10 protein-coding genes and 1 other RNA gene are annotated in these 11934 nt (G+C 62.5%); 7 read left to right on the top strand and 4 right to left on the bottom strand.

The window, feature by feature from the left end; all coding sequences use genetic code 11:
* A partial coding sequence (locus VEJ16_03825) for a phosphotransferase (GenBank protein HYB08779.1) occupies positions 1-637 on the bottom strand: 637 nt, incomplete at its 3' end.
* A 104-nt stretch (positions 638-741) separates the two neighbouring features.
* Between VEJ16_03825 and VEJ16_03820 the strand changes: the two genes are divergently transcribed.
* Positions 742-891 carry a DUF3096 domain-containing protein gene (locus VEJ16_03820; protein HYB08778.1) on the top strand — a complete coding sequence of 50 codons (150 nt, stop codon included), beginning with the start codon at positions 742-744 and terminating at the stop codon, positions 889-891.
* A 38-nt stretch (positions 892-929) separates the two neighbouring features.
* On the opposite strand, the gene thyX is transcribed toward VEJ16_03820, so the two are convergent.
* Together thyX and VEJ16_03810 are read right to left on the bottom strand one after the other, a co-directional pair.
* Positions 930-1868, bottom strand: coding sequence for an FAD-dependent thymidylate synthase (gene thyX / locus VEJ16_03815; protein HYB08777.1), 939 nt, complete (start codon positions 1866-1868; stop codon positions 930-932).
* 156 nt (positions 1869-2024) lie between these two features.
* Positions 2025-3425, bottom strand: coding sequence for an alkaline phosphatase family protein (locus VEJ16_03810; protein ID HYB08776.1), 1401 nt, complete (start codon positions 3423-3425; stop codon positions 2025-2027).
* A gap of 111 nt (positions 3426-3536) precedes the next feature.
* On the opposite strand from VEJ16_03810, the gene ssrA reads away from it, so the two are divergent.
* The 6 genes from ssrA (at position 3537) to VEJ16_03780 (ending at position 8363) form a co-directional block, all read left to right on the top strand.
* Positions 3537-3916, top strand: a transfer-messenger RNA (tmRNA) gene (gene ssrA, locus VEJ16_03805).
* Between the two features lie 49 nt (positions 3917-3965).
* Complete coding sequence (locus VEJ16_03800; protein ID HYB08775.1) at positions 3966-4442, top strand: ClpXP protease specificity-enhancing factor SspB; 477 nt, start codon at positions 3966-3968, stop codon at positions 4440-4442.
* Between the two features lie 156 nt (positions 4443-4598).
* Positions 4599-6215 (top strand): fumarate hydratase, encoded by a 1617-nt coding sequence (locus tag VEJ16_03795; GenBank protein ID HYB08774.1) that lies wholly within the window; start codon positions 4599-4601, stop codon positions 6213-6215.
* A 6-nt stretch (positions 6216-6221) separates the two neighbouring features.
* Positions 6222-6662 (top strand): TfoX/Sxy family protein, encoded by a 441-nt coding sequence (locus VEJ16_03790; GenBank protein ID HYB08773.1) that lies wholly within the window; start codon positions 6222-6224, stop codon positions 6660-6662.
* Positions 6663-6741: 79 nt separating this feature from the next.
* Positions 6742-8148 (top strand): class II fumarate hydratase, encoded by a 1407-nt coding sequence (fumC, locus tag VEJ16_03785; protein ID HYB08772.1) that lies wholly within the window; start codon positions 6742-6744, stop codon positions 8146-8148.
* Between the two features lie 2 nt (positions 8149-8150).
* Positions 8151-8363: a ribbon-helix-helix domain-containing protein gene (locus VEJ16_03780; GenBank protein HYB08771.1), complete on the top strand. Its 213-nt coding sequence runs from the start codon at positions 8151-8153 to the stop codon at positions 8361-8363.
* Positions 8364-8423: 60 nt separating this feature from the next.
* Here VEJ16_03780 and VEJ16_03775 read toward each other — a convergent pair whose 3' ends face one another.
* Positions 8424-11804, bottom strand: a complete 3381-nt coding sequence (locus VEJ16_03775) for an AsmA family protein (protein HYB08770.1) — start codon at positions 11802-11804, stop codon at positions 8424-8426.
* Positions 11805-11934: the final 130 nt, after the last annotated feature.

The raw sequence follows: 11934 nt of genomic DNA, 5'->3' as shown, positions 1-11934 counted from the left end.
AGGACGCGTTGCCGCCGTGGCTGTCGCCGTGACAAAGTCCCGTCGAAAGACCCCGCCCGGTCTCCTCCAACCGACCGTCGAGCTTGCGACCGAGCTTCGCAAGATAGCCCCACGCCTTCGGATGCTCGACCGCGAGCGGGGTAAGCCGCGCGAGAGGCCTGCGGACAAGGAAATTGGCGTCGATCGGTGCGCGCGCGCGCCGGCTCGTGAAGCCTTCTCCCGCATTGTGGATGCGCGCCAGAGCATCGCCATAAGACTTGCTGGTGGCGATATCGCGCACGTGTTCCCGCCCGCTTGCATAAGCGAAAAGGACCGCAAGTCGCCTTCCCTCCGGTGCGGCGATGTACGTAATATATCCGCCGTCGCGTCGGGCGACCGGGCCGGCCACCGGCGCGCGCCGGGCGCAGAGATGAAGAAGTGCATCCACCTCGTAGGAAATCCCGGCACGGGTCGTCCACGCGACGCGGCAGATTCGCAGCATGAAGCGCCTCGATCCCGCGCGCACGTCATAGGTATCCGCGATGCCAGAGCGAAATAGCCGGCACTCGAGACGTGGACCGAGATCGTAGTCGGCCTTCACCACTTCGGCGAGATGTTCCGCCGACGGTATCGAATGGGTGACGGGAAAAGTTCTCATTGGCGAGGCGAGATGAGGTGCGTTGCGCGTCATCGAGAGGTGTGGCGCGTGCGCGGCACCCCTTGTAATCTCAGCCCCTCTTAGCAGGATTTCGAGGTAGTTTCATGATGATTCATCTGGATGTTCTAATGTCGTTGCTGGCCCTTGTCGGCGGTATCCTCATCCTGCTCATGCCTCGGCTTCTGAACGTCATCGTCGCAATCTACCTGATCATCGTCGGCCTTATCGGCCTATGGCCCCACATAGCGCGCTAACGGATTTGGCATCGCAGACTGCGCGGCGCCCGCCGCACTTAATCCGACTTCCCCAGAAGGGACATGAGTTCGCGCCACTCGCGCGCCGAAAGGCCCGAGCCGGCCTGCTCGACCTTCTCGCCGTCGATCATGCGCTTGACGATCGCGAGCCCCGCGGCCGAGACATGCGCACCTCCCACCCGGTATTGCACGAACGCATCGTGCACCATGGGAACCCAGCGCTTCATGGTCTCGAGCATCGCATCCGCATAGACGCGGATCTCGTACTGCGCATGCGGATCGGCGCGGAGCGACAAAAAGTGGAGAAGATTCTGGAGATCGGTCTTCCAATACCACTGGGTATAGACGTTGAGGGGCAAATTCATGCGCGCAAGCTCTCGGGCCAGGCCCTGTCGCCCGGCATCGATGCTGTTTCCGGTTTCGTCCTCGTTCAGCATCTCCGTGTAGTGCTCGTAACACCGTGCGGCGTCTTCGCGCAGAATCGCAAGCACGCGCGCCGCCTCGTCGCCTTCGAGCACGTGGCCGCGTCCCTGGCGATTGCTTTGCGACTGGGCGGCGAGCTGAGCCGGTGCTGGAATGTAGAATTCGCGATCCAGGATCGAATAGCGGGCCGAGTATTCGTTCACGTTCGCCGTCCGATGTCGAATCCACTGCCTCGCCACGAAGATCGGCAACTTCACGTGGTATTTGATCTCGCACATCTCGAAGGGTGTCGTGTGGCGATGGCGCATCAGGTAGTTGATGAGACCCCGGTCCTCCGAGACTTTCTTGGTGCCTTTGCCATAGGAGACTCGTGCCGCCTGCACGACGGCGCCATCGTCGCCCATATAGTCGATGACGCGAACGAAACCGTGATCGAGGACGGGGATCGCCTGGTAAAGAATTTCCTCGAGTGCAGGCACGGTGGCGCGACGTGTCGTGGCCTGATTTTCGCGCGAGGCCTCGATCTCCGCCTGCTGCTCACGGCTTAAACCCATCGGCATTCCTCCGTCGCCCTCGCACACGCACGCGATTCCGCTGCGGCACTCTACCCGCTCACCGACAGGCCGCCAACATCGCGCGTGGATATTCCCGAATCGGATCAGATTCAGCCGCCTGGCCCTCGCCGCTCCCCGACCGATCGTCGCCGCCTTTCACGTATTGGTTTGGGGGGTCGGCCGGCTGCCGGTTTCCTGGGCCGGCATTTGAGGTTCCTCCGGCACGCTCGGCTGCTGAAGCGCCATCGCGCCTTCCTCGGCGAAGGCGAGGGCCTTTTCGGTTTCGGGCAACGCCGGCACATCGTTTCTCGGCTCAACGGCGAAGCTGAAGGCGCTCGTGAGATCGCCGGTGACGCCGCGTCGCCACTTGCTCAAGTTCGGGACCTCAACGCCGAATCGGGTCTCGATGAGGCGCAGCGTCGATGTGTGGTCGAACGTATCGTGACAGACATAGCCGCCCCGGCTCCACGGCGAGATCACGAGGCAGGGGACGCGGAAGCCGAGCCCCACGGGCAGGCCGCCGACATACTCGTCGGAGGCGCCGGGTTCGGGTGTGGGTGGAGAAACGTGATCGAACAGACCGTCATTCTCATCGTAATTGATAATGAGTGCGGTGCGGGCCCAGAGCTTCGGGTTCGACCATAGTGCTTCGAGGATGCGCTGGGTGTGGCGCTCTCCGTATGCCGGGAGAAAGTCAGGATGCTCGCTTTCAAAGGAGGGCGGCACGATCCAGCTCACTTGTGGAATGTTCGCGGTGCGAATATCCCACAGAAGCTCGTAAAACGGCCGGGTCCTCATGGCATTTTCCCAGAGGGAGGAGCTTCGCGGCAGATTCTTGTACTGCGCAAGAAAGCGGACGACGTTGCAATTATAGTCGTCGAGATCGTGATAGATGCGCCAGGAAACGCCCGCGCGCTCGAGCCGCTCCGGGTAGGACTCCCAGCGAAAGTTGCGCGGTGAATTGTCGATGCCGGGCCCGCCTGCCTTACCCTCGGGGTCGATGGTGCCCGTCATGAGGTAATAGCGGTTGGGATGGGTCGGCCCCATGACCGAGCAATGATAGCCATCGCAAATCGTGAAGGCATCGGCGAGGGCATAATAGAATGGGATGTCCGCCCGCGTGTAATAGCCCATGGTAATGGCCGCATGGGCGCCATCTTGGCTGCGATGTCCTGAAATCCATTGATCCAATTTGCCGCCGTTCCAGGCGGCATGCTGTCCGCCCCAAGTGTGGTCGGTCGTCACGAGGCGCTGGGCGTTGGTCGTGCGCGTGTCGAGATGAAACGGCAGCACCCGCCGGCCCCGCTCCTCGTCCACCTGTTCGAAGATATGGCCTTGCCGCCGGGCCGAGGGGTCGCCGAAGCCCCGCACGCCCGCGAGCGTGCCGAAATAGTGATCGAAGGAGCGATTTTCCTTCGTCAGGATGATGAAATAATCGATATCGGTCAGCTTGCCCGGCGCCGTGCTGCCAATACCGCGTGCCGGCACGCCGAATACGGCCGCGCCACCCAGCACGGCAGCACCTCGAAGAAACCGCCGGCGCGGAATCTCGATCATCCTTGGATCTCCTTGCGGGCGGTGTCGGAAAGGAAAACCGTCGTATGCTACCAGGGATTTATGTCAGCGCGACGAACCGCGCCGGCGGTCCGCTTTCGGCCCGGATAGTGCCTGCTTTTCAAAACCGTCCGCAATCCCTATATTTCAAGGCGTCGGGGAAACTCGACTATGGCGATAAACGTCGTTCGTAATAACCAATGCGGACCCGGGGGCAGTACCCGGCGCCTCCACCATTCACCGATCGGCCTGCGGCCGCGAAACGCCGGCCGTGGGGTCCAATGGGGGCGAAATAGGATCGACGCGTGGCTAAAGGTGCGATTTTCGCCCGGCATGGTTCCACCGTTATCGGGCCATAGCATAGTTGCCAACGACAACTACGCGGAGGTTAGCCTCGCTGCCTAAGGGCGGCTGGTTAGCCTAAAGTTCAAGTCCTCGGCCGTCGCAAGCTGAGGCGGGGTTCGGAGGGCACCTGGCAACAGAAGCCCTCCACCTCTGATCCCGACAAGAGGATGGGGGGTGCACGCGGGGAGTGGGTGCGGCATGGGCAGAGATCTGCTCCGCTATGACAAGATGGTCGAAGACGCGTTACGCGGCGTCGTGCGGCAATCGCTTGCACAAGTCGAGAAGAACGGCTTTCCCGGCAATCATCACTTCTATTTGACTTTCCGCACCGGCGATCCGGGTGTTGCAATTCCCGACCATCTTCGCACCCAGTATCCCGAGGAAATGACGATCGTGCTCCAATTCCAATATTGGAGCCTCGAAGTGGGCGATGAAGCATTCGAAGTCACGTTGAGCTTCAACAAGCAGCGCGAGCGCCTGCGCATTCCCTTCTCGGCCCTGACCGGCTTCGTCGATCCGGCCGTGCAATTCGGCCTTCAGTTCAAAGGCGAGATCATTGCCGGCCAGCCCGAAAAGCCCGACACAGGAGGTGCGCCGGTCGCCTCGCCCGACCAGGGAACCGCACCCGTCCCGGCAGGCCAGGTCGTGACCCTCGACGCGTTCCGCAAGAAGTGATGTTGCCGCCCTGTCGTCCGACCCTCATATTCCGAGCCTCGTTCCGTTTCAACGCATCTCGCGTGGTCGGCGCGTCGGTCGATCGCCACGGCCATGGATGCGGATGAGACGATAGGAACGGAGCGACGCCTTCAGCCCAGAAACGGAATTAAAATCATGAGCGAGTTCATCCACCAGGAACTCTTCCCCCACGGGGAGGACACTGCTACTTATCGCAAGCTCACCGGGGATTTCGTCGAGACGGCGAGCTTCGCGGGCGGTCGCATGGTCAAAGTGGTGGCCGAGGCGATCACGCGCCTTACCGCCAATGCCTTCAATGACATCTCCCATCTGCTCCGCCCTGGACACTTGAAGCAACTTCGCGCCATCATCGACGACCCCGAAGCATCGGATAACGATCGCTTCGTCGCCCTCGATCTCCTGAAGAACGCCGTGATCGCGGCGGGGCGCGTCCTTCCCATGTGCCAGGACACCGGCACACCCATCGTCATGGGAGAGAAGGGCCAGCGCATCTTCACCGGCTTCGATGACGCCGAGGCGATCAGCCGCGGTATCCATAAGGTCTGGAGCGAGGCGAATCTGCGCTACAGCCAGATGGCGGCAATATCGATGTTCGAGGAGGTCAATACCAAGACGAACCTGCCGGCACAGATCGACCTCTATGCGACCGAGGGCGACGAATACCGCTTTCTCTTCATCGCGAAGGGTGGCGGATCGGCGAACAAGACGTTCCTCTTCCAGGAGACGCCGGCCATCCTGCGGCCGGAGGCACTCCTCAAATCGCTCGACGGCAAGCTGCGCTCGCTCGGCACGGCGGCGTGCCCGCCCTATCACTTGGCGGTCGTCATCGGCGGCACGTCGGCGGAGCAGAACCTGAAGGCCGTCAAGCTCGCGAGCACGCGCTATCTCGATAGCCTGCCCCACGAGGGAAACGCCTACGGCCGGGCGTTTCGCGACCTCGGACTCGAGGCGCAAATCCGCGAATTGACGCGCGGCTTCGGGATCGGCGCGCAGTTCGGCGGGAAATATTTCGTCCACGACGTCCGCGTCGTCCGATTGCCGCGCCATGGCGCGAGCCTGCCGATCGGCATCGGCGTTTCGTGTTCCGCGGATCGCCAGGCCCTCGGCAAGATCACCGCCGACGGGGTTTTCCTCGAGGCCCTCGAGACCAATCCGGCGCAGTACCTGCCGGAACCGACTGAGCGGGAAATCGGCGGCGAAGTGGTGCGCATCGATCTGGCCAAGCCGATGAGCGACATCAGAAAGACCCTCAGCCAATATCCGGTGCGCACGCGCCTGTCCCTGACGGGCCCGATGGCGGTCGCGCGCGACATCGCCCACGGACGCCTCAAGGACCGCATCGCACGCGGCGAAGGGCTGCCGGATGCGATAAAGAACTACCCGATCTATTACGCCGGCCCCGCCAAGACGCCCCAGGGTTTCGCATCGGGTTCCTTCGGACCCACCACATCGGCACGCATGGATTCATACGCCGATATCCTGATGAGGAACGGCGGGGGATTCGTCACCGTCGGCAAGGGCAATCGCTCGAAAGCCTTCATCGAAGCCTGCAAGGCCAACGGCGGTTTCTACCTGGGATCGATCGGCGGTCCGGCTGCGCGCCTCGCCCAGGATTGCATCCGCAAGGTCGAGGTCATCGACTATCCTGAGCTTGGCATGGAAGCGATCTACCGGATCGAGGTTGAGGATTTTCCCGCTTTCATCGTCACCGACGACAAGGGCAACGATTTCTTTCAGGGGCTTACCCGGTAGAGGGTCATGGCCTCGCCCAATCCTCCGCTCGTTGCGCGTATCCTAAAGCTGCTCACGCCCCTTGGCCCGGTCGAGGCTCGACGCCTCTTCGGCGGCCACGGGCTCTATCTCGACGGCACGATTTTCGCGCTCATTTTCGATCGCACGCTTTTCTTGAAGGCCGACGAAAAGACGAAGGGCGCTTTCGAAAGGCGCGGCTGCGGCCCGATTACCTACGAAGGGCATCGTGGGCAGGAGGTGGCGCTGCCTTATTGGGAGACGCCCAAGGAATTGCTCAAAGACGGCAAAGTGCTCTGCCGGTGGGCGCGGAAAGCCTATGAGACGGGTTTGCGCACCAACGCCAAGAAAGCGCAGAAACGCGAGGCGACGCAGGCTCGAAAGCCGTCGCGCGAAAGTGCCCCGGCCGCAAAGTCCCGGCGCCGTCCCCGATACGAACCGGATTTCTGAGTTCTACCGCTCGGGTGTTCCCACCCCACACCCGGTGCTATGAGTGGGCGCGCTTTTTCATGTGTGCTGGGAGAAGGCCATGGCGAGACCATCGAAGCAAAGAACCAGGATCGAGACCGACAGCTTCGGCCCCATCGAGGTGCCCGCGAATCGCTACTGGGGTGCTCAAACGGAGCGCAGCCTGCGCAATTTCAGGATCGGCGGCGAGCGGCTGCCGCCCGAATTCATTCGCGCGCTCGGCTTGCAAAAAAAGGCGGCGGCCCTCGCCAACATCGGACTCGGCGCCCTGGACAAGAAGCGCGGCCGCGCAATCGTCAAGGCGGCGGACGAGGTCATCGACGGCACGCTGACGGACGACTTCCCCCTCGTCGTTTGGCAGACGGGCTCGGGCACCCAGACGAACATGAACGCGAACGAAGTGATCGCCAACCGGGCAATCGAAATCCTCGGCGGGAAACTCGGATCGAAGACGCCCGTGCATCCGAACGATCACGTGAATATGTGCCAATCCTCGAACGACAGCATCCCGACCGCGATGCACATCGCGACGGCGGCGGAGATCGCCTGGACGCTCGTGCCGGCTCTCGAACATCTCCAGGGTGCCCTTGAAGCGAAGTCGAAGGCTTTCGCGGGCATCGTCAAGGTCGGACGCACACACCTACAGGACGCAACCCCACTCACCCTCGGGCAGGAATTCTCGGGCTATGCCGCGCAAGTCGAGAACGGCATCGCACACGCGCGCAACACGCTCCCCCGCCTCTTCCGTGTCGCCCAGGGCGGCACCGCGGTTGGAACCGGGCTCAATGCGCGCCGCGGCTTCGACAAGGCGTTCGCACGCCAACTCGCCAAGATTACGGGGCTTCCCTTTGCACCCGCCAGGAACAAGTTCGAGGGGCTTGCGGCACATGACGCGATGGTCGAAGCTTCGGGTGCGTGCAACGTGATCGCCTGCTCCCTGATGAAGATTGCGAACGACATCCGGCTTCTGGCGTCGGGGCCGCGCTGCGGCTTGGGCGAGTTGCACCTCCCCGAGAACGAGCTCGGCTCCTCGATCATGCCGGGCAAGGTCAACCCCACCCAGTGCGAGGCGATGACGATGGTCGCCGTCCAGGTCATGGGCAATCACACGGCAATTACGTTCGCCGGCAGCCAAGGCCATCTCGAACTCAACGTCTACAAGCCCGTGATCATCTATAATCTGCTGCAGTCGCTTCGCCTGCTTTCCGACGCGTGCGTCAGCTTCACCGACAACTGCGTCATCGGCATCGAAGCGAATAAAGAGCGGATCGACCGGCTCGTGCATGAATCGCTCATGCTGGTGACCGCACTCAACCCCCACATCGGCTACGACAAGGCGGCAAAGGTCGCGAAGAAGGCCTATGCCGAGTCGACGACGCTCAAGCGCGCCGCCATGGCACTCGGGTTCCTTACCGAGGCGCAATTCGACAAATGGGTGCGGCCGGAAGCGATGCTCGGGCCGCGCTAGGCATGGCGGGCCTCGCGAAACGCTCGGTCACGATCGCGGGGCACCGCACGAGCGTGTCGCTCGAGGCACCTTTTTGGGAGGCCCTCAAGGAGATCGCGAGCGGGCGCGGGATTTCGCTGAACCTGCTGATCGAGGAGATCGACGGCAAGCGGCGCGGCAATCTTTCGAGCGCGTTGCGCATTCACGTGCTGGAGACACTGAAGGCTTCTCGGTGACGAGGGATGCGCGCCGCGCAGAGCGATGCCCCGACCGATCGCGTCGGTTGATCGCGCCCGTTATTGCGGGGCCTTCTTGTTCAAGCTTTTCAAAAGATCCTGGATGATCGAGTCGGCGGATGGATTCGCCTCCGTATTGGCAGGTGCAGTCTGTCCCGCGTTGGCCGGCTTGTTCTCCTTGCCCGTGTCCTTGACCGCGGCGGCACTGCGCTTCAAGAGGTATTCCTGGAGCGCGTTGGCATCCAGGAACTTGCGCGGCTCGTCCGGAGCGCCCTTGAGCTTGATCGAAAAGGGTGGAGCGTCGGCCGCACCCGTAAGCGTGAACGCGATCTCGTATTCCATGTACCAGTTCGGCAAATCGAGGGTGCCCGCGCCCTTGCCGGAGGCGCCGTCCGTTTCGATCGTCAGGTCCTTGTTTTCGCCGACACCGTTCTTGAGCGTGAAGCTACCTGCGAGGCTTTTCACCTGACTTTCGCCGCCGGAGGTCGCGATCGCGGCAAGGGCGAGCAGATCGACCGTGCGGTCGAGCTTCGCGACGCGGTCGCTCATTGCCGAAAGGTCGATTCCCCTGAGCGTGCCGTCTTGCACCTTGAGCGAACCGCTGCCGTTCAAGGCGCGCACGAACGCGGCCTCGCTTGCGCCATGCGCCGAGAGGCTCGCCGTCGCCGACAATGAGCCCTTGATGAGCCGCACAGCACCGATCTTCAATCCGGCCTCGCCGAGGTTGGCTCCATCGAGATTCAGATCGAAATTCGCTGCCGGTTCGCCCGAGGCTTCGAGCCTCCCCGACAGCTTGAGATTGCCGTCAAGGAGCTTGCCGGTCAGCCCAGTGATATCGAGCGTGCCGTTCGACAACGTCGAGGTGAGTTTGGCGCTCTCGATCCTGTATTGCCCGGAGGTGAGTGCTGCACTCGCGAGCGTGAGATCGGCATCGGCGGACTTGAGACCTGCGAGATCGAGAGGTGCCGTCGACCAGCGCGAATTGATGCCCGTCACCGCCTGGCCGCGCGGCCGCGGCTTGCCTTCGCCCCCGCTTGGATCGCCGGCAGGCAGAAACGAATCGACATCGATGGGGCCGGCATCGAGCTTGGCGACGATCTTCGGGCGCGGTCCATCGAAGGATATCTCGACAGGGCCGCTCACCGTCGTGGAACCGATGCCCACTTCGAGATTTGAAATCTTCGCCTTGTCGAGCCCACCCGCCACCTTCGCATGAAGCCGCAAGTCGCCGAGCTTGTCGCTCATCGGTCGATAGCCGACCCCGCGCAGGAACACCGCGAAATCCGGGTGGGTTGCGTTGACGTCGAGGTCGTATGTCGGAGCATTCCCCGCGAAATCGATTGTGCCCACACTCTTGTAAGACACACCCCTCGTTTGCGCGTCGAGATCGATCGCGAACCGGTCCGGATTGCCTTTGACGTTACCCTTAAGGGTAAGGGCACCCCACTGGTCGGCGGTGGTGGCGGATTTGAGTCCGGAATATCGCAGGAACGTCGCCAGTTCCGCCGTTGCCACGCTTCCGGCGAGTTCGAATTTAGGCGTATCGTCTAAATCCGTGATCTTGCCGGCGACATTTCCCTTCAAGCCCGCGACGTCGTCGACGCTCGCGTCGCGCAGGATAAGATTGCCGCCCTGCAACGTGCCATCGAGGCGCAAGCCGAGAATTCGCTCGCCGTGAAACGTGACCTCGTCCGCACGTGCGCGAAAGTTCGCGTCGAACGCATCGAGGACGCGCGAGGGAATGGCGCTCGCGCCGGCCGTTGCCGATCGCGCTTTTGGCGGCGGCGCGGCACCCGGTAGCGTTCCACCCGACGCTGCATTGCCGGCCGCACTCGGCAAATAGGCATCGAGGTTGATCCGGTCGAGTGCAAGGCTCACGCCGAATGCGGGACGCCCCTGGAGCAGGATCGTAGCACCGCCGACGACATGCGATGAATCGATGTTGGCGTCGATATCGCGTAACTGTAGCTGATCCTCATTGAGTTGCACCGCCGCCGTAAGCAGGAGCTGGTGCAGCCGCTCGGCCGGCACGCCATCCGCGTCGATCATAAGCCAGCTAAGAAATCGACGCAGGTCGTCCGATGCAAGCTCCACATTGCCCGAGAAACTCGGCTTGCCATTCTGTGCGTTGAACGCCCCGTAGATCGTGAGATCGGAGCTGCCCGGAAACTCCGCCTTCAGCTCCTTGAGCGACACCTCTCCCTTGCTCATCCCCGCACCGAGGTGGATTTGGCGCACGACGTTGCCGCGGTAGAGAAGGGCCTCAACGGTGCCGTCGAAATCGAGATCGACATCGTTCGGCAGTGCCAAGGCCGCATTGCGGCCTTCGACCGGCTGCTTCGTTCCGGGGGAGGTGCCGGATGCGCTTCGCGCAGCCCCGGCGGGCAGCGGTGGCGCTGTGATCGAAAGCCATTTGTCTAAGTCGATGCTGTTAAGAGCGAGCTTGAGCGTTGCCTTCGTGGGCGTGCCGGGAACGATGTCGAGCCCTCCCCTCGCATCGGCGTCTCCGAGACGAAGGGCGAGGTCGCCAATCGCGACCTTCGCGGCCGACGCCGTGACGGAACCGTCGAAAGCGTAATTCTGCGCGAGGAAAGCCGGCAGGGAAGCTGCCCCGTCCGGATCGAACATGTCGTAAAAGCGGCGCAGGTCGCTTCCGGACGCTTGCAGCCTTCCTGTGAGCTGAGGGCTCCCGCCGCCATCTGATATGCGGCCGGCGAATTCCAGCTTGGCATCGGCAAGCGAGAGCTTGAGGGTCAGACCCGCAAGGCCGCCGCTGCCCGCTCGTTCGAGTGCGGTGTCGAAAGCGAAAGGCTGACCGGCTGCCACAGCTTTGCCTTGCGCGCGGATCGTCCCGATCTGCGGTGCGACGACCACGCCATCGATCTGGCCGAGAGTTGCGACCTTCCCGCTCCGATCGTCGCGATAAGCGAGCGTGCCGTTGTGAACCGCAATCCGGTCGAGCTGAATCCACTCCGGCAGACCGCAGTCCGCCGGGCTCAAGGCGACATTCGCTGGCGCTGGCTTGGCGCGCGAAGTGGCCGCTCCACTTGCGTTCGGCCCGAAGTGCCAATTATCCCGCCCATCCGCGAGGCGTTCGAACGTCAATTGAGGTTCGACGAGATCGAGACTTTCGACCTGGACGCGGCTCTCGAGCAACGGCGAAAAGCCGATATTGAGCGCCAGCGCCTTGAGTCGGAGGATGTCGGGCTCCGCCGCACCGGCGATGTTGGCGAACTTCACGCCGCCGACGTAAAGATAGGGACCCGGAATGATGCTGAGGGAGATTTCACCGTCGATTCTTAGCTTGCACCCGGTCGCCGCCTCGATCCGGGACGCGATTTCGCCCTTGTACTGGTTCCAGTCGACAAAGCTCGGACCGATGAAAGCCGCCGCCAAAATTCCGGCGATCAGAACGACAAGGCCAATCAGCAGCTTCTTCACGAAATCGGGCCTCCTCTCACTCTCGACGCCGGCACATCTTGTACCGCGAAGCCCGCGCGATAATAGCGGATGATCCGATCGGATTGAATCGGGTCATGCACCAGCTTTGGTGATTTAGTTGCATCTTCCA

The sequence above is a fragment of the Alphaproteobacteria bacterium genome (assembly GCA_035625915.1).
Taxonomy (GTDB): Bacteria; Pseudomonadota; Alphaproteobacteria; order JACZXZ01; family JACZXZ01; genus DATDHA01.
This window is presented reverse-complemented; position numbering and strand designations above follow the sequence as displayed.

What these genes read in the sequence shown, in the direction of transcription:
- VEJ16_03790 (HYB08773.1), top strand. Translation starts at nt 6,222, where the DNA reads ATGGCCTCGCCCAATCCTCCGCTCGTTGCGCGTATCCTAAAGCTGCTC.
- VEJ16_03810 (HYB08776.1), bottom strand. Translation starts at nt 3,425, where the DNA reads ATGATCGAGATTCCGCGCCGGCGGTTTCTTCGAGGTGCTGCCGTGCTG.
- VEJ16_03780 (HYB08771.1), top strand. Translation starts at nt 8,151, where the DNA reads ATGGCGGGCCTCGCGAAACGCTCGGTCACGATCGCGGGGCACCGCACG.
- fumC (HYB08772.1), top strand. Translation starts at nt 6,742, where the DNA reads ATGGCGAGACCATCGAAGCAAAGAACCAGGATCGAGACCGACAGCTTC.
- VEJ16_03800 (HYB08775.1), top strand. Translation starts at nt 3,966, where the DNA reads ATGGGCAGAGATCTGCTCCGCTATGACAAGATGGTCGAAGACGCGTTA.
- thyX (HYB08777.1), bottom strand. Translation starts at nt 1,868, where the DNA reads ATGGGTTTAAGCCGTGAGCAGCAGGCGGAGATCGAGGCCTCGCGCGAA.
- VEJ16_03820 (HYB08778.1), top strand. Translation starts at nt 742, where the DNA reads ATGATGATTCATCTGGATGTTCTAATGTCGTTGCTGGCCCTTGTCGGC.
- VEJ16_03795 (HYB08774.1), top strand. Translation starts at nt 4,599, where the DNA reads ATGAGCGAGTTCATCCACCAGGAACTCTTCCCCCACGGGGAGGACACT.